The sequence below is a fragment of the Friedmanniella luteola genome, from assembly GCF_900105065.1.
GTDB classification, from domain to species: domain Bacteria; phylum Actinomycetota; class Actinomycetes; order Propionibacteriales; family Propionibacteriaceae; genus Microlunatus; species Microlunatus luteolus.
Map to the genome: position 1 here is coordinate 65,006 of NZ_LT629749.1, position 21,533 is coordinate 86,538.

20 protein-coding genes, 3 tRNA genes and 1 pseudogene are annotated in these 21,533 nt (G+C 73.6%); 10 read left to right on the forward strand and 14 right to left on the reverse strand.

Features of this window, described 5'->3' with window-relative positions:
- The 4 genes and pseudogenes from nrfD to BLT72_RS23630 form a co-directional block, all read right to left on the reverse strand.
- Positions 1–1,311, reverse strand: coding sequence for an NrfD/PsrC family molybdoenzyme membrane anchor subunit (gene nrfD, locus BLT72_RS00325; RefSeq protein WP_231930237.1), 1,311 nt, complete (start codon positions 1,309–1,311; stop codon positions 1–3).
- A complete protein-coding gene (locus BLT72_RS00330; RefSeq protein ID WP_091408528.1) occupies positions 1,308–2,462 on the reverse strand; it encodes a 4Fe-4S dicluster domain-containing protein in 1,155 nt (384 codons plus the stop codon). Before BLT72_RS00330 ends, nrfD begins: the two co-directional genes overlap by 4 nt.
- Positions 2,459–5,287, reverse strand: a pseudogene (gene fdh / locus BLT72_RS00335) (formate dehydrogenase); the annotation flags it as partial. The pseudogene fdh and the gene BLT72_RS00330, both read right to left, overlap by 4 nt.
- Positions 5,288–5,299: 12 nt before the next feature.
- Positions 5,300–5,869: a molybdopterin-binding domain-containing protein gene (locus BLT72_RS23630; protein WP_091408535.1), complete on the reverse strand. Its 570-nt coding sequence runs from the start codon at positions 5,867–5,869 to the stop codon at positions 5,300–5,302.
- A 124-nt stretch (positions 5,870–5,993) separates the two neighbouring features.
- Here BLT72_RS23630 and BLT72_RS00345 point away from each other — a divergent pair, with 124 nt between their 5' ends.
- Together BLT72_RS00345 and BLT72_RS00350 are read left to right on the forward strand one after the other, a co-directional pair.
- A complete protein-coding gene (locus BLT72_RS00345; RefSeq protein ID WP_157720201.1) occupies positions 5,994–6,458 on the forward strand; it encodes a hypothetical protein in 465 nt (154 codons plus the stop codon).
- A gap of 72 nt (positions 6,459–6,530) precedes the next feature.
- Complete coding sequence (locus tag BLT72_RS00350) at positions 6,531–6,815, forward strand: zinc-ribbon domain-containing protein (protein ID WP_091408541.1); 285 nt, start codon at positions 6,531–6,533, stop codon at positions 6,813–6,815.
- Positions 6,816–6,946: 131 nt separating this feature from the next.
- On the opposite strand, the gene BLT72_RS00355 is transcribed toward BLT72_RS00350, so the two are convergent.
- The 3 genes from BLT72_RS00355 to BLT72_RS00365 form a co-directional block, all read right to left on the reverse strand.
- A complete protein-coding gene (locus BLT72_RS00355) occupies positions 6,947–7,672 on the reverse strand; it encodes a Type 1 glutamine amidotransferase-like domain-containing protein (protein WP_091408543.1) in 726 nt (241 codons plus the stop codon).
- 25 nt (positions 7,673–7,697) lie between these two features.
- Positions 7,698–9,050, reverse strand: a complete 1,353-nt coding sequence (locus BLT72_RS00360; protein ID WP_091408546.1) for an HNH endonuclease signature motif containing protein — start codon at positions 9,048–9,050, stop codon at positions 7,698–7,700.
- An 81-nt stretch (positions 9,051–9,131) separates the two neighbouring features.
- Positions 9,132–10,106 (reverse strand): NAD(P)H-quinone oxidoreductase, encoded by a 975-nt coding sequence (locus BLT72_RS00365; protein WP_091408550.1) that lies wholly within the window; start codon positions 10,104–10,106, stop codon positions 9,132–9,134.
- A gap of 74 nt (positions 10,107–10,180) precedes the next feature.
- Here BLT72_RS00365 and BLT72_RS00370 point away from each other — a divergent pair.
- A tRNA-Ser gene (locus BLT72_RS00370) sits at positions 10,181–10,267 on the forward strand.
- 41 nt (positions 10,268–10,308) lie between these two features.
- Here the strand turns inward: BLT72_RS00370 and BLT72_RS00375 are convergent.
- Both BLT72_RS00375 and BLT72_RS00380 read right to left on the reverse strand, forming a co-directional pair.
- Positions 10,309–10,518 carry a hypothetical protein gene (locus BLT72_RS00375; RefSeq protein ID WP_091408552.1) on the reverse strand — a complete coding sequence of 70 codons (210 nt, stop codon included), beginning with the start codon at positions 10,516–10,518 and terminating at the stop codon, positions 10,309–10,311.
- Positions 10,515–10,817, reverse strand: coding sequence for a hypothetical protein (locus tag BLT72_RS00380; protein WP_091408555.1), 303 nt, complete (start codon positions 10,815–10,817; stop codon positions 10,515–10,517). Before BLT72_RS00380 ends, BLT72_RS00375 begins: the two co-directional genes overlap by 4 nt.
- A 241-nt stretch (positions 10,818–11,058) precedes the next feature.
- On the opposite strand from BLT72_RS00380, the gene BLT72_RS00385 reads away from it, so the two are divergent.
- Positions 11,059–11,535, forward strand: a complete 477-nt coding sequence (locus tag BLT72_RS00385; RefSeq protein ID WP_091408558.1) for a hypothetical protein — start codon at positions 11,059–11,061, stop codon at positions 11,533–11,535.
- A gap of 36 nt (positions 11,536–11,571) precedes the next feature.
- On the opposite strand, the gene BLT72_RS00390 is transcribed toward BLT72_RS00385, so the two are convergent.
- Positions 11,572–13,155, reverse strand: coding sequence for an LCP family protein (locus BLT72_RS00390; RefSeq protein WP_091408560.1), 1,584 nt, complete (start codon positions 13,153–13,155; stop codon positions 11,572–11,574).
- Between the two features lie 176 nt (positions 13,156–13,331).
- Here BLT72_RS00390 and BLT72_RS00395 point away from each other — a divergent pair.
- The 5 genes from BLT72_RS00395 to BLT72_RS00415 all read left to right on the forward strand — a co-directional run bounded on the left by BLT72_RS00395 (position 13,332) and on the right by BLT72_RS00415 (position 17,697).
- Positions 13,332–13,425 (forward strand) — tRNA-Ser (locus BLT72_RS00395).
- A gap of 124 nt (positions 13,426–13,549) precedes the next feature.
- Positions 13,550–13,951, forward strand: coding sequence for a RidA family protein (locus tag BLT72_RS00400; RefSeq protein ID WP_091408563.1), 402 nt, complete (start codon positions 13,550–13,552; stop codon positions 13,949–13,951).
- Between the two features lies 1 nt (position 13,952).
- Positions 13,953–15,308 (forward strand): type III PLP-dependent enzyme domain-containing protein, encoded by a 1,356-nt coding sequence (locus BLT72_RS00405; protein ID WP_231930238.1) that lies wholly within the window; start codon positions 13,953–13,955, stop codon positions 15,306–15,308.
- A gap of 26 nt (positions 15,309–15,334) precedes the next feature.
- A complete protein-coding gene (locus tag BLT72_RS00410; RefSeq protein ID WP_091408566.1) occupies positions 15,335–16,114 on the forward strand; it encodes an SDR family NAD(P)-dependent oxidoreductase in 780 nt (259 codons plus the stop codon).
- Positions 16,111–17,697, forward strand: a complete 1,587-nt coding sequence (locus BLT72_RS00415; RefSeq protein WP_091408568.1) for an N-acyl-D-amino-acid deacylase family protein — start codon at positions 16,111–16,113, stop codon at positions 17,695–17,697. The genes BLT72_RS00410 and BLT72_RS00415 overlap by 4 nt, the downstream gene beginning before the upstream one ends.
- 36 nt (positions 17,698–17,733) lie before the next feature.
- Here BLT72_RS00415 and BLT72_RS00420 read toward each other — a convergent pair whose 3' ends face one another.
- Together BLT72_RS00420 and BLT72_RS00425 are read right to left on the reverse strand one after the other, a co-directional pair.
- Positions 17,734–17,955 carry a hypothetical protein gene (locus tag BLT72_RS00420; RefSeq protein WP_091408572.1) on the reverse strand — a complete coding sequence of 74 codons (222 nt, stop codon included), beginning with the start codon at positions 17,953–17,955 and terminating at the stop codon, positions 17,734–17,736.
- Positions 17,952–19,166: an inorganic phosphate transporter gene (locus BLT72_RS00425; protein WP_091408575.1), complete on the reverse strand. Its 1,215-nt coding sequence runs from the start codon at positions 19,164–19,166 to the stop codon at positions 17,952–17,954. Before BLT72_RS00425 ends, BLT72_RS00420 begins: the two co-directional genes overlap by 4 nt.
- 290 nt (positions 19,167–19,456) lie before the next feature.
- Here BLT72_RS00425 and BLT72_RS00430 point away from each other — a divergent pair.
- A tRNA-Arg gene (locus BLT72_RS00430) sits at positions 19,457–19,532 on the forward strand.
- 115 nt (positions 19,533–19,647) lie between these two features.
- On the opposite strand, the gene BLT72_RS00435 is transcribed toward BLT72_RS00430, so the two are convergent.
- The gene (locus tag BLT72_RS00435; RefSeq protein WP_091408579.1) at positions 19,648–20,013 is read right to left on the reverse strand and encodes a hypothetical protein; all 366 of its coding nucleotides are present in this window, start codon (positions 20,011–20,013) and stop codon (positions 19,648–19,650) included.
- Positions 20,010–21,530, reverse strand: coding sequence for a M23 family metallopeptidase (locus tag BLT72_RS00440; RefSeq protein ID WP_157720202.1), 1,521 nt, complete (start codon positions 21,528–21,530; stop codon positions 20,010–20,012). The genes BLT72_RS00435 and BLT72_RS00440 overlap by 4 nt, the downstream gene beginning before the upstream one ends.
- Between the last annotated feature and the right edge of the window lie 3 nt (positions 21,531–21,533).

Below are 21,533 nucleotides of genomic sequence, written 5' to 3' on the forward strand. Positions count from 1 at the left end.
CTAGGTGGTGGGCGGGGCGGCGTCGGCGTCCCGGGCGGCGGCTTCCGCTGCCCGGCGCCGGTCGAGCCGCTCCCGCTGCGGGACGATCGTGTACTTGGGGTCGTGGACGGACGCGGGCCCGGCCTCGAAGACGCCGAACCGGGTGCAGGCCGAGGCGGCCAGCAGGGCCACACCCGAGAGGCCGGCACCGACCCGGCTCCGGCGACCGACCAGCAGCGCGCCGAGGGCGCCGGCGGCGGTCAGCACCTTGCTGGCGGTCATCAGCCGACCCGGGGTCCCGGTGTGCAGCACCTCGGCCGACAGCCCCATCGAGTGCTCCATCCGGTGCTCGACGGCCAGCTCGACCGCCGCGCCGGCGACGGCGAAGAGCCGGGCGGGCCCGGACTCCGACAGCGGGGACAGCAGCATGCCCAGCCCGCCGGACGCCGCGGCGGCGGAACCGACGAAGACGAAGGGGAGCTCGCGGTGCGCGTCGTGCCACGCCGGGGTGGAGGTGTTGGTCAGCAGCACGGCGGTGTAGGACGCCACCCCGGGCGCGAAGGCGGCGGCGGCCAGGCCGGCGGGGCGGGCGGCCCAGTCGAGCAGCGTGCTGAGGATCCCGAAGCGGACCGGCAGCAGCTTGGCCACCTCGGCCGCCCCGGCGACGACGGCGCCCGGGCCGTAGGCGGTGAGGATCCAGGTGCCGACCGACATCGGCGACGTCGGCTTGAACACCCGGAGCATGTTGAGGAACCGCTCGGGCCGACCGAGGTCGGCCACCAGGGCGGCGAGGCTGACGCTGATCGCCCCGGTGGCACTGATCCGGGCCGCGCGTCGCAGGGTCGGCCGTCCGGTCAGGTCCGCGCCGGCGGCCAGCAGCGACGAGCCGCCGGCGATGCCGCCCATGAAGAGGTACAGCGGGATCGCCGTCTCCCAGGGGGCGGCCTTGACGACCGGGCGGCCGTAGTAGGAGGTGAAGGTCGCGTCCGGGACCATCTGCTCCTCGGCACGGCGCTTGCGTCGACCCCCGCCGCCGCGGCGCCGCGAGCCGTCGCCCGGCGGGGTCCCGCGGCCGGCGTCGCTGACCTGACCGGCCCCGTGCTCCTGGCCGCCCCGCAGGTGCTCGCCGACGCGCGGGCTCTGGCCGGGTCCGGCGCTGCCCCGGTCGCCGCCAGCGGTGCGCTCAGCCGTGGCGGCCGCGCTGGTCCCGCCGGCCGACCCCGGGATCGCACTGATGTCGTCGGCGGTGTTCTTCGGACCGTCCTCGTTGATGTCCGGGTTGGCGGCCGAGCCGACGGCCTGCTCGCCCTTCTCGTACTCCCCGGTGCTCATCGACGGGCCCCGGTGAAGGCGACGGCGGCCGCCGCCAGCAGCCCCAGGGCGGCCAGCCCGGCGTGCTTCCACATCCGCGGCAGGTCGGCGGTCGTGACGATGGGGTCGGGCGGGAAGCCGTAGACCTCGGGCTCGTCCAGCAGCAGGAAGAACGCCCCGGCCCCGCCGACGCCGCCTTCCGGGTCCTCGGCGTAGAGCTGGGCGTTCATGACCCCGGCGGCCTGCAGGTCCGCGACCCGCTTCTCGGCCCGCTCGCGGAGCTCGTCCACGTCGCCGAACTGGATCGACTGGGTCGGGCACGCCTTGGCGCAGGCCGGGACCTGGTCGTCGAGCAGCCGGTCGTAGCACAGCGTACACTTCTGGGCGATGCCGGCGTTCTTCGTCGTCGGCTTGTCGGAGTGGCCGAACAGCGGGGCCTTCTCACCGATCCGCCGGTCGATGACGCCGAACGGGCAGCCCGCGACGCAGTAACCGCAGCCGTTGCAGATGTCGTCCTGCACGACGACGGTGCCGAACTCGGTGCGGAACAGCGCGCCCGTCGGGCAGACGTCGAGGCAGCCGGCGTTGGTGCAGTGCTTGCAGACGTTGGACGCCATCAGCCAGCGGAAGTCGGTCCGCTCACCGGCGTCCGGGGAGGCGCTGGGCAGGTCGAACGCCGGCATCCCGAGGTCGACCATGCCCTGGGCGCCCTGCCCCGGGCCCTGGGCCAGCCGGAGGGCGTCCAGGGGGTTGCCCTCGACCATCTCCTTCAGCGACACGTCGGGCCCGAGCACCGTCTCCGGCACGCCGATGGTGATGCCGTTGTCCTGGTTCCCCAGCGGCTTGCGCTGCTCGATGAACTCGACGTGGCGCCAGGTGCTCGCGCCCAGCGCGCCGGTGTTGTCGTAGGAGCTCCCGAGCAGCTCGTAGATGCCGTCCTGCGGCACCCCGTTCCACTCCTTGCAGGCCACCTCGCAGGCCTTGCAGCCGATGCAGATCGAGGTGTCGGTGAAGAAGCCCTTGCGCGGCGGCGGGGCCTCCCACCCGGCGTGCGCGGCCGGACCGGAGGGACCCGCCGAGGTGAAGGCCTGGTCGAGCCCGAGGTGCCCGTCGCCCGGGTCGGCGTGGCTGTGGCCGGTGCCCTGGTGGGCGGGATCGCCGTACGGGCTCATGAGGTTCCGTCCTCGCTCTGGGGGTTCAGGTACTGGCCGCTCGGGGCGTGACCTTCGGCGACCTGGCCCTGCGAGGAGTGGCCGTGGTCCCCGTCGCGGCTGGCGTGCTTGCCGTCCGCACCCTCGGGTGGCGTCCGCTGCTGGTTGCCGGTCGCAAGCGTGACGTGGGCCCGCTCCCGGTGGGCGGCGACGTAGTCCAGCAGCGCGGCGCCGCGGGGGCGCCGACCCGGCTGGATGTCGCAGGAACCGACCTTCGTCTCCTGGATGTGCACGTTCGGGTCGAGCGTGACGCCGAAGAGGTCGTTGGCGGAGTCCCCGGTGACCAGGGCGTCGCTCCCGACGCCCCAGTGGTACGGCAGCCCGATCTGGTGGATCGTCTTGCCGCCGGCCCGCAGCGGGGCCACCCGCTCGGTGACCAGCACCTTGGCCTCGATCGCCGTCCGGGCGCTGATGATCGTCGCCCAGCCGTTGTTCACCAGGCCGCGCTCCCGGGCCAGCTCCGGGGAGACCTCGCAGAAGAACTCCGGTTGGAGCTCGGCCAGGTGGGACTGCCAGCGGCTCATGCCGCCCGCGGTGTGGTGCTCGGTCAACCGGTAGGTGGTGAACACGTAGGGGTAGAGCTCCGAGCCGGGCTCGTCCCCCGAGGGGTTCTGCAGGTTGTCCTGGCGCGGGAAGAGCTCGCGGGTCGGGTTGGACTGCTGCCGCGACATCGGGTTGCTGATGGGCGACTCCTGCGGCTCGTAGTGCACCGGCAGGGGGCCGTCGAGCAGCCCGCTGGGCGCGTAGAGCCAGCCCTTCCCGTCCGCCTGCATGATGAACGGGTCGTCCCCGGCCAGCCCGGCCGGACCGGACGCGCCCTTCGGCGGCCGGTAGGAGGGAGCCTTGCCGACCTCGAAGTCCGGGACGTCGTGCCCGGTCCACTTCTGCTGCTCCTCGTCCCACCAGACGTAGGCCTTGCGCTCGCTCCAGGGCTTGCCGTCCGGGTCCGCCGCCGCGCGGTTGTAGAGGATCCGGCGGTTCATCGGCCAGGCCCAGCCCCACTCGGGCGCGACCCAGGACTGCTCGCGGCCAGGCTTGCGCCGCATCGACTGGTTCACCCCGTCGGCGTAGACGCCGGTGTAGATCCAGCAACCGCCGCTGGTGGTGCCGTCCGGCTTCATCTCGTTGAAGGTGTTGAGCATCTGGCCGGCCTTCTCCCCGGCCAGGTGGTAGCCGTTGATCTCGCGCAGCACGGCGTCGGCCGAGATCTCCCCGGACTCGTCCAGCGGGTAGTCCCACGTCAGGTCGAGGATCGGGCGGTCGCGCTCGTCGGTCGAGCCGGCCAGCCGGGCACGGATCTTCTGACCCAGCAGGTAGAAGAACTCCAGCTCGCTCTGCGCGTCACCGGGCGGGTCGACCGCCTTGTGGTGCCACTGCAGCATCCGCTGGGTCTGGGTGAACGTGCCGCCCTTCTCCACGTGCGCCGCCGCCGGGAAGAAGAAGACCTCGGTGTCGATCTCGTCGGTCTTCAGCTCGCCCGTCTCGATCTCCGGGCCGTCCTTCCAGAACGTCGCCGACTCGATCATGTTCAGGTCCCGGACCACCAGCCACTTCAGGTGGGACAGGCCCATCCGCTGCATCTTCCCGTGCGCCGAGCCGACGGCCGGGTTCTGGCCCAGCAGGAAGTAGCCGTCGATCTCGTCCCGCAGCATCGACATCACGGTCGCGTAGGTGCCGTGGTCGCCGGTCAGCTTCGGGATGTAGGAGAACGCGTAGTCGTTCTCCTCGGTCGCGGCGTCACCCCACCAGGCCTTGAGCAGGTTGACGGTGTAGGTCTTGGCGTTGACCCAGAAGCCCTTCTGGTCGGGGCTCGCGATCTCCGCGACGTACTCGTCGAGGGAGTCGTGCGGTCCGGCCTTCGGCATCGGCAGGTAGCCGGGCAGCAGGTTGAACAGGGTCGGGATGTCGGTCGAGCCCTGGATGCTGGCGTGGCCGCGCAGCGCGAGGATCCCGCCGCCCGGACGGCCCATGTTGCCCAGCAGCAGCTGGATGATGGCCGAGCCGCGGATGTACTGCACACCCACGGTGTGGTGCGTCCAGCCGACCGAGTAGACCCACGTGGTGGTGCGCTCGCGGCCGCTGTTCTCGGTCACCGCCTCGCACACCTCGAGCAGCTGCTCGGGGCTGATGCCGCAGGTCTCCTGCACCATCTCCGGGGTGTAGCGGGCGTAGTGCCGCTTCAGCACCTGGAAGACCGAGCGGGGGTGCTGCAGGGTCTCGTCCCGCTTGATGTTGCTCGGGTCCATGGCGGCACCGTGGCCGCCCAGCTCGTGGCCGGCGCCCCGGCTGCTCTCGGACTCCGTGCCCTCGTCACCCGCGCCGCTGCTGCTGTCGCTGGCCGTGGCGTCGTCCTGGCCCTCGTAGGACCAGCTGGTGGTGTCGTAGGTGCCGGTCTCGGGGTCGTAGCCGGAGAAGACGCCGTCGAGGTCGTCTGCGTCGACGAAGTCCTCGCTGACCAGCGTGGCCGCGTTCGTGTAGGCGAGCACGTACTCGTGGAAGTACTTCTCGTTGCTGAGGATGTAGTTGATGACGGCGCCGAGGAAGACGATGTCGCTGCCGGCCCGGATCGGGACGTGCGTGTCCGCCACGGCCGACGTGCGCGTGAAGCGCGGGTCGATGTGGATGACCTTGGCCCCCCGGGCCTTCGCCTCCATCACCCACTGGAACCCCACGGGATGGCACTCGGCCATGTTGGAGCCCTGGATGACGATGCAGTCAGCCTTCTGGAGGTCCTGCAGGAAGCCGGTGGCGCCGCCACGGCCGAACGAGGCTCCCAGACTGGGAACCGTCGCACTGTGTCAAATACGGGCCTGGTTCTCGATCTGTATGGCGCCCAGCGCGGTGAAGAGCTTCTTGATCAGGTAGTTCTCTTCGTTGTCCAGGGTCGCGCCGCCCAGGGCGGCGATCCCCATCGTCCGGCGCACCGGACGACCCTCGGCGTCGGTGTCCTGCCAGCGTTGGCGGCGGGACTCGACCATCCGGTCGGCGATCATGTCGGTGGCCTCGTCGACGCCGATCTTCTCCCAGGAGGTGCTTCGGGGGCGGCGGTAGAGCATCGTCGTGGCCCGGCCCGGGGCGTTCACGAGCTGCTCGCTGGCCGACCCCTTCGGGCACAGGCGCCCGCGGGAGACGGGCGAGTCCGGGTCGCCCTCGATCTGGACCACGTGCTCGTCCTTCACGAACACCCGCTGCCCGCAACCCACGGCGCAGTAGGGGCAGACGCTCTGCACGACGCGGTCAGCCGTCTTGGTGCGCGGCGTCAGGTTGCGGGTGCGCTCCGACTGCACGGCCGAGCCACGGCCGAGCGGGTCCTTGCCGGTGAGCTGCCGGAGCACCGGCCACTCGAGGAATGTCTTGCGGATGTCCATTCTCGCCTCCAGGTGCACCTTAACCCCGCCTGAGCCCGGCGGGACGCCGGTGGCCCGGAGCGGCGCCGGACCCGCGTCGGGTGGGCTGCCGGGCCGGACCGGGGCGGTGCTGCATCATCGACGTGTGACCGAACCCGAGGGTCCCCGCCCGCCCGAGTCGTGGCCCGCTGTGCCCACCTGGAAGCCGCCCCGGCCGGCGGTCCCCGGCGCCCGGGTCGGCCGGGTCGAGGGGGCGACCACCCGGGTGGAGGGTCACGGCGCGAACGTGCGCAGCGAGTCGGTCCTCGGGTTCCGGCTCGTCGACCCGCAGTCCGGTGTGCCGACCGAGGTGGAGCTCCGCGGCACCAGCATCGCGGGCACCGTCCGGGACGGCGACTGGGTCGAGGTCGCGGGCGAGCCGGGCCGGTCCGGGCGCCTCGAGCCCTCGCGGGTGCACAACCTGACCACGCGCGCCGACGTCGTCGTCGCCGGCAGCGACCGCTCGCCGATGGCACGGATGGTGGCCCTGCTGATCATCGTGGTGTTCGTCATCGTCGCGGCCGTGATCATCGTCGGGGTCGTCCAGGTCTTCGGTGAGCCGGGCTTCTGACGTCGGGGGCCTGGCCGGGTGACGCCGTCGGGCCGGTGCGGGGGCTCCGGCCTGGCGTGACAGGGTGGTCCGGTGTCCGACCGGCGGACGCGGTGGGAGGACGACGTGCTGATCTTCGGTCTGAGCAGCAAGCAGGTGCTCCTGGCGACGCTGTTCTACGTGTGCGAGGTGTGCGGCAACCAGGGCGCGCACCAGCTGGTCAAGCAGGTGCGCCGCTTCACGTTCTTCTTCATCCCGATCTTCCCCGTCGGCACCCGGTACGTCGACACCTGCACCTTCTGCGGGCGGGCGATGGACGTCCCCCGCGACCGCGCCGAGGCCGCCGTGGCCGGCCAGGGTTCAGCCGAGCTGCAGTGACCTCGCGGCTGCGGTGATCTCCACTGCCGTGACCTCCGCGGCGCGGTGAGCCCCCAGGCCTGCGGCCTCCGGGAGCGCGACCTCGCCGGAGGTCGTGCCGTACCTCCGCGTGTCCCGGGGTCGGGTACGTCTCAGAGCCGGCGCGTGTCCAGGCGGGTCTCGACAGCCGCCTCCTCCCCGGCCTCCACGTGGTAGGCGGCCTTGTCGTCCTCCTCGGTCAGCGCCTCGACCAGCTCGGTGCCGCGGTAGAGCAGTCCCACCCCGTCGTCGGTCGCGTAACCCGTCGGCAGGGTGCCGTCCTGCACCAGGGACTGGAACAGCGGGCGCCGTTGCTCCTCGCTGTCGTAGTGCACGCCGTTGCTCCAGGGCAGCAGCCCCAGCCCGTTGGTGACGGGCTGCAGGTCCGGACCGAACGAGTCGGTGGTTCCGCCGCGGTGCCAGCAGATCGAGCCGGCCGACACCCCCGTCAGCACCACGCCCGCCCGCCACGCGCGTTCCAGTGCCCGGTCGTAGCCGTGCAGCCGCCACAGGGCCAGCAGCCCGGCCACGCTGCCCCCCAGCACCCAGATGACGTCCTGCTCGAGCAGGTGAGCCGCCGGGTCCTCGACGTTGGGCATCCCGAACGAGGTGAGGTGCGAGGCGTGCAGCCCCCGCAGCATCGCCGCCTCGTAGAGCCCGGTGATGGCCGTCGGGTTGTCCCCGGAGGCCGTGGCCAGGAAGCAGATCCGTGGGGCGCGATCGGAGACCCCGGCCAGCTCGAGCGCGTGCTCGGTCAGCTCGGAGAACTCCCAGCGGGTGCGCCGGCCGGGACGGATCCCGCCCGAGGTGGCCAGGATGGTGGGGCCGTCGGCAGTCATCCGGTGAGCGTAAGTCCGGGCTCGCTCACCGCCCGACCCGGACGGGACATCGTGAGCCGCGTGTTGCGCACCGGCGTCTGCGTGCGGTCGACGTGCCGCGGGGGATCCAGACGGGCAACCGGTCCTCACCGAGGCGGCAGGTCCAGCCCCGCGCGGCGAAGTTGTGGTGGTGGTAGCGGCAGAGCAGGGTCAGGTTGTCGAGGTTCGTGGGGCCGCCCTCGAGCCAGGGGACGATGTGGTGCCGTTCGCACCAGGGTGGTGGATGGTCACACCCCGGGAAGCTGCAGCCACCGTCGCGGGCGGCGAGGGCGAGGGTCTGGCTCCGGGAGGCGATCCGCCGTGTCCGGCCCAGCGTCAGGACCGCGCCCGACCGGTCCAGCACCGTCGGGATGACCTCCGCCTCCGCGGCCAGCTCGAGCAGCTGGGACGTCGAGATCAGCGCACCCTCGTCGGTGGTCCCGTAGCCGGTGCGCTGCAGGAGGCTGTCGTGGTCGATGGTCACCAGGACCGTGCTGGGAACCCCGCCGGACTCCGGCTGGTCGCCCCCGCGCAGCACGCGGTCGCAGATCTCCTCCAGAGCGTCGTGCATCCGCTGCCCGTGGGTGCGCGCGTCCGGCACCTCGACCAGGCCGCCGCGCGGGCCGGCGACGACGTCGGTCCGCGGGCGCGTGAGCGGCAGCAGCACGGCGCGCAGCTTGGCCCCGAGCGGCCCGGTCAGCCGCAGCTCGCCGCGCCAGCTGCCGTCCCGCCCGCGGCGGAGCTCGACGTGGCGCCGGTCCTCGTTCAGCTGCTCCTGCGGTCGGCTGCCGTCGGGGTCCAGGTGCTCGACGAAGCGGTCGGTGCAGACCTGCAGGTCGCGCGGTCCCAGCAGGGCGGCCAGCTCCGTCAGGTCGTGCTCGCCCCGGATCAGGGCGGCGGGCTCGTAGCCCGGCAGGTCGACCCTGGCCAGCCCGCGGCAGACGATGTCGACCTGCTCGGGCGTGATCCGACCGGTCCGCTGCGCCGCCGCGAGCTCCGCCCGGACCGGCGCCTGGTGCTCGCCGAGCCCGGTCACCCGGTCACCGACCTGCTCCGACGCCCGCACCCGGCGGTGCGCCTCGCCCGGGCTGATCCGCAGCGCCTGGGTCAGCAGCCGGGTGAGCCGGCCCTGGCCCAGCGTTCCGGCGACGTCACGCTGCGCGGCGTCGCGGAGGGCCCGGTGGTCGACCAGGGGCAGCCGGTTCCGCACCGCCTCAAGGTCCTGCAGGAAGCCGACCAGCCCCGTGGCGTCGAGGTGGTCCAGACCGCCGGCCTCGACCTCGTCCACCAGGAGGGTCAGGGCGTCCGCCAGCGCGGTCAGCCGCTGCCCCACCGGGGTCGTGCCGGGCTCCAGGTCCATGGCGCCACGCTAGGAGAACGGGTGTTCGAATAGAAGGCCCTGGCCGGATCGGACAACACCCGCGCGAACCGGACAACACCGTCAGCGACGGACGACCAGCACCAGCTTGCCGAGGTGGTCGCCGGACTCGAGGTGGGCGTGCGCCGCCGACGCCTCGGCCAGGGGGAACGTGGTCTGGGGCGTCGGGGCGATCGTGCCGTCCACCAGCAGCGGCCAGACCCGTTCGACCACCCGCCGGCAGATCTCCGCCTTCTCCGCCGGCGGTCGTGGCCGCAGCGAGGTGGCCGTGACCAGCCCGCGCCGCGACAGCAGCGCCGCGAGGTCGAGGGTCGCCCGGGCGCCACCCTGCATCCCGATGACCACGAGCCGCCCCTCGGTCGCCATCAGCTGCTGGTGCGTCTCCAGGTAGCGGGCGCCGACGCTGTCGAGGACCAGGTCCACCCCCTCGGGCGCCAGCGAGCGCACCTGCGCCGCCCAGTCGTCCCGGTAGGAGAACGCGTGGTGCGCGCCGACCGAGCGGCAGTAGGCCACCTTCTCCGCAGCGCCCGCCGTGGCCAGGACGGTGGCGCCCAGGCTGCGGGCGTACTGGATCGCGAACGAGCCGATGCCACCCGCACCGCCGTGCACCAGGAACACCTCGCCCGCGCTGAGGTGGGCCAGGTCGAGGTTCGAGACCACCGTCGCGGCCACCTCGATGAGCCCGGCCGCCTCGACGAGGTCCATCCCCGGCGGGGGAGCGACGACCTGCCCGGCCGGCACCACCACCTGCTCGGCGTAGCCGCCTCCGGCGAGCAGGGCGACGCAGGCGTCGCCGACCGACCAGCCCTCGACCCCCGCCCCGACCACCGCCACGTGGCCCGACACCTCGAGCCCGATCAGCGGGCTCGCCCCCGGCGGCGGGGGGTAGTGCCCCTGCCGCTGCAGGAGGTCGGCCCGGTTGACCCCCGCCGCCGTGACGTCCAGCAGCAGCTCGCCCGGACCGACCGTCAGGTCCTCGACCTCGACCAGCTCGAGCACCTCGGGTCCGCCCGCCTCACGGGCCACCACAGCTCTCATGACGCCGAGCCTGCCACGGGACCGGTCGGCTACGCTTCGGTGGTCCTGCGGCCGGGTCGTCGACGCCGCGCGCGGGCGAGGTCGCATAGTGGACTAGTGCAGGCGCCTTGAAAGCGCCCGAGCGGGAGACCGTTCCGTGGGTTCGAATCCCACCCTCGCCGCTCGCCCAGTCCCCCGGACCTCGCGTCCCGGGGACCTCGCGTCAGTCGACGGCCTCTGCCTGACTGCCCCCGTCGCCGTGGTCGGCGGGTCCCAGCACGACCAGCGCGGCCGCCAGCACCGTCCAGCCCCGCCCCCGGCGCCGTCGCGCCCCCCGGCCGCCTCCGCCGGTGGGCGGCTGCGCCTCCAGCTGGTGCCGGAGGGTCCGGTTCTCCGCCTCCAGGCGGCCCTGCAGACCCACCCGGGTGCTCATCCGGCGGCCTCCCGCCGGGGCAGCTCGTCCGACTTCTCGGCCGGGCAGTCGAGGCAGAAGCGGACCTGGTGGCCCGTGCGACGGATCCCGCTCTCGGTGAGCTCCAGACGCGGCCGGCGCTCGGACCACCGGTGCCCGGCGTAGGGCTCGGCCGGGAGCGGCTCGAGCCGGGCGTCCCGGCCGCCCTGACCGGAGGGGAACCCAGGCCCGCGGGGAGGACCCGCGAACAGGGTGGACCACAGCACGCCCGCGGCCAGGGCGACCGTGCTCACCACCAGGACCAGCGCGACGATCACCACGGCGTCACCCTCCTTCCCCCCACCAGCGCCCCGGCCGACACCGCGGAGCCGCAGTCCGGTCGGGCGCCCGCGTCGCCTGCTCGGTCATGCGACCCCCGCTCGTCGTCCCGCTGCACCCCGGAGCGAGCCCCCACCCTCATCAGCGGGAGCACCCGCACCCGCGTCGTCACGCAGAACACGTGAAGATCGGCTCCGGGCGCGCGCAGGGGCGAGGAGGACGGTGGGTGGCTAGGGTTTCCCGGTGAGCCCGCACCCCACCGCCCGCCCGCCGGTCGAGCGCTTCGTCCTCGTCGCCACGCCGCCCGTCCGCGCGCTCGCCATCGCGGCGGGCGCCGAGGTGCTCGGCGCGCTGCTGCTGGTCGGCTGGCAGGCGCTGGACCTGCCCCTGGTCGCCGCCGTCGCCGGGGCCCTGCTGCTCGCCTTCGGCACGGTGCTGCTCGCCGCCGCCGTCGTGCTCAGCGGCCGGCTGCGCACCGTGGTCGAGCTCACCGCCGACGCCGTCGGCGTCACCCGGGCGGGCCGGTCGCGGTCGGTGCCCTGGAGCGCCGTCACCGAGGTCACGCTCCAGCACCCCCAGCTCCGGGTCGTCACCGAGGACCCGGCCGACGGTCTCCTCATCACCAACCCGCGCGGTGCCGCCGACCCGCGCTTCGCCGCCCTGGTGGATGCCGTGCGGCAGCGGCTCGACACCGACCGCGGCTACCGCCCGCTGGAGTGAACGGGGCCGCGCGCTGAGCCGGCCCGTCGAGGCCGATCAGCCCCGGTACGGCGTCGCGGTGGCGGCCATCTCCGGGTTGTAGGCGCACGAGTCGGTGACGTCCTCGCTCTCGGTCTTCTTCGGCTTCTTGGCGGCGGTGGCACCGCCCGAGGCGGACGGCTTCTTCGTCGTCGCGCCGCCCGAGGGACCCGTCGCCTTCGCCTCGCCGAGCGCGACCTTGACGCGCTGGCGCATCCGGTCGAAGTCCGGGTCGGGGCTGAGGAAGCCGTCCTCGCCGTGCTTGAAGACGATGCTCCGGACACTGCCGTCCTTCACGCGCAGGCTCAGGTCCACCATCAGCGGGAGGACCTCCTGCGGCATGTCGGTGAGCACGATCTGCTTGCCCGCCTTGGCGACGTCCTCGTAGCGGGCCAGCATGTTCGCCGGGTTGGCCTGCTTGATGATCGCGTTGATCACGCAGCGCTGGCGGTCCATCCGGGCGAAGTCGTCGGAGCCGAAGCGGCCGCGGGCGTACCAGAGGGCGCCGCGGCCGTCGAGCTTGCGGTTCGGCCCGGGCTCCAGGAAGTCGTCGGGCGGGATGCCGAGGTCGGTGTTGCCGCCGATCGGGATGTAGCTGTTGATGTTGAGCGTGATGCCGCCGAGCGCGTTGATCATCTTGCTGAAGCCCTGCAGGTTGATCAGCACGTAGTAGTCCACCTCGAGCCCCAGCGCGGCGCCCACGGACAGCTTCAGGGCGTCGGCGCCGAGGTTGTCGGTCTCGCCGAGCACGTCCTTCGGGACCGCGTTCGGCACGTTGTCGTACATGGCGTTGAGGAAGTGCTCCGGGTCGTCGCCGTCGCCGTTGGTGAACCCGTCCGGGTAGTACTGGCTGAGCTTGGACTTCGCGGGGAACGGCATCCGACCGGTGTTGCGCGGCAGGCTGAACAGCGTCGTGTCCCCGGTCCGGGTGTCGATGCTGGCCAGGATGATCGTGTCGGTCCGGGTGCCCGTCCGGCCGGCCCCGGCGTCGCCGCCGAGCAGCAGCACGTTGAGCCGCGGTTTGTCCGCCCAGGGGTCAGCCTTGGCGGTGGCGCCCCTGCTGGGCTTGCCGCCCAGCGTCGGCCGCGTCGCGCTCCGGCTGTCGTCCTGGCTCTTGAACACGCCCTGCACCGAGGACGCGGTGTCGTAGCTGTAGCGGGCGGCCACGGCCATCGGCGCGGCCACCGCGAAGGCGAGGACGCCGACGAGCAGCCCGCCGGCCACCCGCTGGGTCCGCGTCGTCCGGCCGCGGAGGCTGAGGTGGCTGGCGACCACGACGCCCACCCAGACCAGCGCCAGCACCACGAGCACCGAGCTGGTGGCGTAGAGCACGGACGGCTTCACGAACTGGGCCAGCAGGCCCTGCCAGTCGAGCGCCGCCCAGACGCCCAGGACCACCAGGGCGAGGGCGAAGACGCCCAGCACCACGCCCCCGACCACCCGGCGGCGGGCCGCGATCAGCCCGAGACCCGGCAGCACCGTCCCGGCGACCGTGAGGGCGGCGGTCCGGCCGAAGCTCCGCCCGGTGCGCGGCACCGCCGTCGCGGACGACGGGGGGAGGTCCCAGGTCCACGGGCCCTGCTCGGGCGGCTGGTCGGGCATGCGGGCTCCCACAAGGCGTTTCGGTGACAGGGCAGGGGGGACGGGCGCTCCCCACTGTACGTGGCCGGCGGGCAGCCGGGAGGTTCTGCGGCGGCCTCTCCCGGAGCGGCTTTTGCCTCGCGGTGCGTGCGGTCGGTAGTCTTGCCGGGCGCTCGCCCCGGTGGGCGCTCAGTGTGGGAGGCGTCGCCTAGTCCGGTCTATGGCGCCCGCCTGCTAAGCGGGTTTGGGTCTTAAAGCCCATCGCGAGTTCAAATCTCGCCGCCTCCGCCACACGAGCCAGCTGGTCAGACCCCGTCCGACGCCTGTTCGGTCGGGGTTTCTCCATCCCCGGGGCGCGGAGGTCGTCGGCCCGCTCGCTACGCTGCGGGCCACCCTCACCCTCCGGGAGACGTCCATGCGGCAGGTCTTCACCTCCGAGTCCGCGCCCCAGCCGCGCGGCAGCTACTCCCAGGTCATCCGCGCCGGTCAGCTGGTGTTCACCGCCGGCTTCGGCCCCGTCGACCCGGCCACCGACCAGAACGTCGGCGACACCATCGAGGAGCAGACCGCCCGGGTCCTCGACAACCTCGAGGCGGCGCTGGCCGCGGCGGGCTGCGGGCTGCGCGACGTCGTCAAGGTCACCACCCACCTGGCGGAGCTGAAGCGGGACTTCGCGGGCTACGACGCCGTCTACCGGAGCCGGATGGTCGCGCCCTTCCCGGTGCGCACGACCGTCGGCTCGCAGCTGATGGACATCCTCGTCGAGATCGACGTGGTCGCGGTGGTGCCTGACGACGAGCAGCCCGGGACCGTCTGAGGTGGGCGCCCGCCCCGACCCGGACGCCGGGCGGCCGGACCCGCACGCGCTGCTGCGGACCTTCGTCGGCGCCCTGGCCGGCGAGCCGCTCGACTGGCGGCAGCAGGGGTTCGGCGGGCTCGAGGGCCGGCTCGCCGGGCGCGACCTGGCAGCGGCCGGGCTGCGGCTGTCCGACCTGGGGTCCCCGCTGATGACCCTCGACGCCGGTGCCCTGCGGGACAACCTCTCCGCCATGGCCGCGTGGTGCGCCGAGCGCGGCGTCGGGCTCGCCCCGCACGGCAAGACCACCATGGCGCCCGCTCTGTGGCTGGCCCAGCTGGACGCCGGGGCCACCGCCATCACCGTCGCCAACGCCGCGCAGCTGCGGGCCGCCCACGCGTTCGGCGTCCGTGCGCTGGTGGTCGCGAACCAGCTGGTCGCCCCGGGCGAGCTCCGCTGGCTGGCGGCCGCGCGGGACGCCGATCCCGCCCTCGAGGTGCTGCACTGGGTCGACTCGGTCGCCGCCGTCGATCAGCTCGACGCGGCGCTGGCCGGGGCGCTCCCACGCCGCCCGCTGACCGTCTGCGTCGAGCTCGGGTCACCCGGCGGCCGGACCGGTGCCCGGTCCGACGCGGAGGTCGTGGCGGTCGCCGAGCGGGTGCTCGCCTCGCCCGCCTGCGTGCTGGCCGGCGTCAGCGGCTACGAGGGCGCCGTCCCCGGCGCGGGCGGGACGGCGGAGGGGCTCGCGGCCGTCGGCGCGTTCCTGCAGCGCCTCGCCGCGGCCTACCGGCTGCTCGCCGACCGGTTCCAGACGCCTGTCGTCACCCTCACGGCGGGCGGCAGCGCCCACTTCGACGCCGTCGCCGACGTGCTGGGTCCGCTCGACGGGGAGGGCCGCGACCGGGGGCACCGGGTGGTCGTCGTCGTCCGGTCGGGGGCCTACGTCGTCCACGACGACGTCCACTACGCTCGGCTGACGCCCAGCACCCGCGGCGGCGGCCCGGTCCTGCGACCGGCCATCCACGTCTGGGCGCAGGTGCTGTCCCGGCCCGAGCCCGGGCTCGTGGTCCTGGACGCCGGCAAGCGCGACCTGCCCTTCGACCTCGACCTGCCGGTCGTGCTCGCCGCGGTCCGCCGCGGCGGCCCGGGGACGACCCCCGAGCCGGTGGAGCCCGGCGCGACCACCGTCACCCGGTTGAACGACCAGCACGCCTACGTCGAGGTCGAACCCGCCAGCGCGCTGGCGGTCGGCGACGTCGTCCGGCTGGGGCTCTCGCACCCTTGCACCGCCTTCGACAAGTGGCGGACGATCGCGGTGGTGGCGTCCGCCCAGGACGTCGACCCGGTGGTGGTCGACGCCGTCCACACCTTCTTCTGACCTCGTCCGACCCGGGAGGGCCTCCGATGCGTTTCGCCGAGCAGGTGGTGCTGATCACGGGCGCAGGGTCCGGCATCGGCCGGGCCACCGCCGGGCTCTTCGCCGCCGAGGGGGCCCAGGTGGTGGTGCTCGACATCGACGGCGACCGCGCCGCCGAGACCGCCGAGGCGCTGGACGGGGCCGTCGCCCTGACGCTCGACATCCGGGACCTGGCCGCCGCCGCCACCGTCGTCGACCAGGTGCTGGCCGACTTCGGCCGGGTCGACGTGCTGGTCAACAACGCCATGCGCATCTCGGCCGGCGAGCTGGACGAGCGCGACGACGACGCCGACATGCTCGACGAGCTCGACGTCGACCTGCTCGGCGCGTTCCGGATGACCCGGGTCTGCCTCCCGGCCATGCGCCGCCAGCGGCGCGGGGCCATCGTCAACGTGGCGTCGGTCAACGGCCTCGGCTACTTCGGCAACGACGTGTACTCCGCCGCCAAGGCGGGCCTGGTGAGCCTGACCCGCTCGGTCGCCGCCCGGCACGGCCGGGACGGGGTCCGCTGCAACGCCGTCGCGCCCGGCACCATCGCCACCCCGACCTGGACCGAGCGGGCCGAGCTCGAGCCGGGCTTCCTCGAGCGGATGGGCAGCTACTACCCGCTCGGTCGGGTCGGCCGGCCCGAGGAGGTCGCCGAGGCCATCGCCTTCCTCGCCTCCGACCAGGCCTCCTGGATCACCGGCGTGACCCTGCCCGTCGACGGGGGGCTGATGACGGGCCAGGTCGTGATGGCCCGCGACCTCACCGCGGGCGGCGCGTGACCGGGACCGCCGGGACCCGGGCCGCGCCGCCGACCAGGACCGCCCTGCGCGGCGGCACCCTGGTGGACGCCGACGGCTCCCGCCCGGGCGACCTGCTGCTCGAGGGCGACCGGGTCGTCGACGGCGACCCGGCCGGCGCCGGCACGGTCGTCGACTGCACGGGCCGGCTGGTGCTCCCGGGGCTGGTCGACGCCCACAGCCACGCCGACGCGGCCGTGTTCGAGCCCGAGGTGGCGCTCGCGCTGCTCCGCCAGGGCGTCACCACCGTCGTCGCCGGCCAGGACGGCGTCTCGTTCGCCCCCGGCGACGGCGCCTTCGCCAGCCGCTACTTCGCCGCCCTGAACGGCCGGCACCCGACCTACCGCGGCCCGGGCGTGGCCGCGCTGCTGGCGGCCTACGACGGCACGACGCCGGTCAACCTCGGCTACCTGGTGCCCGCCGGCACCGTCCGCGAGCAGGTCCGCGGGCTCCGGCCCGGGCCGGCGACGCCGGACGAGGTGGCCGCGATGCAGGACCTGGTCGCCGCGGGGCTCGCCGACGGGGCGCTCGGGCTCTCCACCGGGCTCGACTACGTCCCCGGCCTGTTCGCCGGCACCGACGAGATCACCGCGCTCTGCCGTCCCCTCGCCGCCGTCGACGCGCTCTACGTCACCCACATGCGCGGCGGTTACGAGGACAACGCGGCGGCAGGGCTGGACGAGGTCGTCGCCATCTGCCGGGCGGCCGGCGTCCGCGGGCACGTGTCCCACCTGCACGCCCGGTCCGCCCTGGTGCGCACGCTGGTGGACCGGGCCCGGGCGCAGGTCGACCTCACCTTCGACTCCTACCCGTACTCGCGCGGCTCGTCACTGCTGAGCATGCTGCTCCTCCCGCCCGAGCTGCTGCAGGCCGGGGTGGCGGCGTGCACGGCCGCGCTCGCCGACCCGGCCGTCCGCGCCGACGTCCTCGCGTCGTGGGTGCCGGTGCTGGCGGCCCGGGCGGACATGGGCCCGCGCTGGGCCGACCAGGTCCGCTACGCCCACGTGGCCGCTCCCGGGTACGCCTGGTTGCCCGGGCTGAGCCTGGCGGAGGCGGCGGAGCGCGCCGGCACCTCGGCGGCGGAGCTGGGGCTCCGGGTGCTGGCGGCAGCCGACCTCGAGGTGGGCGTCGTGATGCAGACGCCGGTCGAGCGCGGCGACGCCGAGCTCGCCCTGGCCTTCACCCACCCGGCGCACGTCGGCGGTTCGGACGGCATCTACCGCGGGGCGGTCCCGCACCCGCGCGGCCACGGCACCTTCGCCCTCTACCTGCAGGTCTTCGTCGCAGAGCGCGGTGACCTCAGCTGGGCCGACGCGGTCCGGCACCACAGCACCTCACCGGCGCAGCGGTTCGGCCTGGCCGGCCGGGGGTCGCTGCGGCCCGGGTCCGCCGCGGACGTGGTGCTGCTGGACCCGGCGACGCTGCGCTCCCGTGCGACCTACGCCGACCCGCGCGCGCTGGCGGAGGGCGTCGACGACGTCTGGGTCAACGGGGCACGGGTGCTGCAGGACGGCGCGCTCACCGGGGTGACGTCGGGCCGGGGGCTGCGGCGCGGCGTCGGCTGAACGTCGCGTCCGGGGCATCCCGGGTGCGCGGCCGGCTCAGTGGAACGGGGGGATGATCAGGTACAGCCCGAACAGGACGAGCAGCCCGGCCAGCCCCAGCAGGGCGTAACCGGTGGAGAGCGTCAGCGTCGCCCCGGCGGTCCGCCCGCGGGCGGTCACCACCAGCCGGATGCCGGCGGCCAGCAGGGTCACGAACAGCACCGACAGGGCGGTCGAGACGACCGCCACCAGCACCAGGGCCCACCAGTCGATGGTCACCGCGAGCCCGCCCCCGTCCGCGAGGACGGCGAGCCGTGGTCGTGGTCGGCGTCGTCCCGCTGCCGGGCGGTGCTGTAGCTGCGCCCGCTGGCGCTCGCGAAGACCATCACCTCCGCGCTGTCGGTGACGTTCTGGTGGTCGATGCGGTGCCGGCGGGAGAAGCCGTAGATGACGGCGCAGGCGGCGGTCAGCAGGACCAGCAGGCCGACGACGCCGACGGTCCCCTGCTCGGCGACGAGGGCCGAGAGCCCGCCCACCAGGCCGGCGGCCGGGAGGGTCAGCAACCAGGCGAAGACCATCCGGCGGGCGACGCCCCAGCGCACCTCCGCGCCCTCGCGGCCGACGCCGGAGCCCAGGATGCTGCCGGTGCTGACGTGGGTGGTCGAGAGGCCGAAGCCGAGGTGGGAGGAGGCGAGGATCGTCGCGGCGGTGGCGGCGCCCGAGGCCGCCCCCTGCGGGGTCTCGATCTCGACGATGCCCTTGCCCATCGTCCGCATGATCCGCCAGCCGCCCGAGTAGGTGCCGAGCCCGATGGCCAGTCCGGCCGCGAGGACCACCCACCACTGCGGGCCGGTGTCGGCCTGCTGGAGGCCGGCGGCGATCAGCACCAGCGTGATCACGCCCATGGTCTTCTGGCCGTCGGAGGTGCCGTGCGCGAGGGCGACGAGCGACGCGGTGAAGGCCTGGCCGTACTTGAAACCGGCGTCGGTCTGCGCGCGGTCGGCCCCGCGGCTGATCCGGTAGGCGATCCGGGTGGCGGCGACGGCGGCCAGGCCCGCGACGAGGGGGGCCACCAGCGCGGGCAGCAGCACCTTGGAGACGATGACCCAGCCGTGCACCGTGCTCATCCCGGCGCCGACGACGACCGCGCCGATGAGCCCGCCGAAGAGGGCGTGCGAGGAGCTCGACGGCAGTCCGAGGAGCCAGGTGAGCAGGTTCCAGACGATCGCCCCGACCAGGCCCGCCAGGATGATCGGCGCGGTGATGAGCGACTCGTCGAAGAAGCCGCCGGAGATCGTCTTGGCCACCTCGGTGGACAGGCACGCGCCGACCAGGTTGAGCACCGCGGCGATGATCACGGCGGTCCGGGGGCGCAGCGCCCCGGTGGCGATGGGGCCCGCCATCGCGTTGGCGCTGTCGTGGAAGCCGTTGGTGAAGTCGAAGACCAGGGCGACGACGACGACGGCGATCACGACGAACAGCACGGTCACGTCGCTCTTCCCCTCGGGGCCGGGGTGCTCCCAGGCACCTGGAGACGACGCACGGGCAGCCGTCGGATGAACTCTAGGAGAACGCCGGGTGATGTCAAACGGCTCCGCCGCCGCACCCGCTGACGTCTGCCCGGACCGGACGCGCTGCCGACCGTGCGCCGCCGACGTGCTCGCGCGCCGGCGCCGCGGGTGCCAGGAGGGTCCGAGCGAGGGCGAGCGGTCCGGTTCGCGTCCCCCGGCGGTGATGGGTATAGTGGTCAACCGTTGTCTGCGGCGTGCCGCAGCGACGAGCACCCGTAGCTCAACGGATAGAGCATCTGACTACGGATCAGAAGGTTGGGAGTTCGAGTCTCTCCGGGTGCGCCAGCAAGATCCCTCGTGGAGCACGGCTCGGAACTGCTGCGGCGGGCCGGTCCTGGGGCACGACCTGCACGCGAGTCCCGCGGTCGAGGTCGTCTCACCGCCGCCTGGACCGGTTGGCTCAGCTGCCTCGGATCTCAGACCACACGTAGCGAGTTGGCCAGCACGTCGCGCGCGCCGGTCGCGCTGGCCGGTGCTCCTCGTCGATCGACAGCCAGGCCCACCACTGGTCCTCGCCCACGAGATGCACGTACCAGCCGCCGGCGTCCTCGAACGCCTCGGAGGCGATGCGCAGGTCGTAGGTCGACCCGCGTGAGTTGCGAACGGCGGCGCGCCGGCCGAACACCTCGCCCAAGTCCATGACCGCTGCCCAGGTGATCGGCGCCGGCGGTCCGAAGCTGACGAACTCGACCGGACCCGCGAGGTCGACGAGGCGGCCGTTCTCGTCGAAGGTCAGGTCCTCCCACTTGCTCTCGCGCTCGGTCATGCCGACACCCCGTGCGCCGACAGCCAGCGGTCCGGGTCGACGGGCGTGCCCTTGGTGCGGACCTCGAGGTGGAGGTGGGGACCGGTGACGTTGCCCGTGGCTCCGACCCGGCCGATGACCTGTCCTGCCGTCACCACATCTCCCACCTCGACCGTTCTGCTCACCTGGTGCGCGTACCAGCTCTGGATCCCGTTGGCGTGCTGGATCTTCGTGAGGTTGCCGTAGGCCCCACCCCACTTCGTCCAGACCACCGTGCCACCCATGATCGCCCTGACCGGCGTGCCGGTGCTCGCGGCGAAGTCCAGCCCGGTGTGGCAGTTCGCCCAGTGCGACGAGCACTGCCCGAAGCGGGCGGTGAGGGTGTAGCGGTCGACGGGCCGGACGATGGGCCCCGTCGGCCCGGTGGGATCGACCGCCGCCTGGTTCCCGAACACGGACACGTGGACGTGGTCCCGGTGGGCCGCGGTGTCGTCAGGGCCTGAGTAGCAGCTCCCACCGGCACCGCAGGACCGCCAGCCCTCCTTCTCCCGCTGCACGTTCCAGATCTTCGCGTTCCAGATGACGTACCGGACCCCCAAGCGGGCGTGGTTGGTGACCACCCAGTCGGCGATCCTCTGCCCCAGCCGACGGCCGGCAGGCGACTGGTAGTCCGGGATCATCGCGTCGATGGCCCGGCCCTCCTGGTGGTCCCGGTCGACGTTCGACGGCCGGTCACCGATCCCGCCGAAGCTGCTCAACGGCGACCAGCCACTCCGGAGGCACCGCAGCACCCGCAGCGCATCCGGGGTCAGCCCGGCCTCCATGGCCATCCCGGTGGGCGGGCACTGGGCGGCGTCCGCGTCCCCGCACATCGCCGACCCCATCGCCGCCGCGGCCTCCGGACTGCCCGCCGGTGCCTTCGAGCGGAACAGGGCCACCAGACCCGTCGCCGGTTTCTCGTGCTTGGCGTAGGCCGTCGGGAAGGCCGAGATCTGCACCCGTTGCGCCGCGACGGTGACCGGCAGGTCGCGCCAGCCCTTCACCTTCTTCAGGGCGGCGTAGAACAGCTCCGACGACTTCGCCGGGTTCATCCGCACAGCCGCAGAACCCCAGCCGGCCCGCTGCTGGAAGAGGCCGACCGAGTCGCGGTCGCCGTGGTCGAGGTTGCGCAGGGTGGACTCCTGCAGCGCGGTGGCGATGCCCACCACGGCCCCGCGGTCGCCGGTGCCCATCCGCTGGGCGACCTGCCAGATCGTCCGGGCGTTGGCGACCTGCTCGGTGGACATCGACCCGGCGGAGGCGTTGTCCGTCTCGATGGTGTCAGCCGCACCGCCGCAGGAGCCGGCGTCCGCGGTGGACAGCTGCTGCGCACGCTGCGCGGCCGTCATCTGCGCCGTCAGCATCCACGGGCTGAAGATCAGCAGGACGTTCGTCGCCAGGGTCAGCAGCAGCAGGCCCACGACGAGGTAGCGCGTCCCCCGGTTCCGCACCAGGCTGACGCCGAGCTGCAACGCCATCCTGGCGGAGACGGGATCCATCGG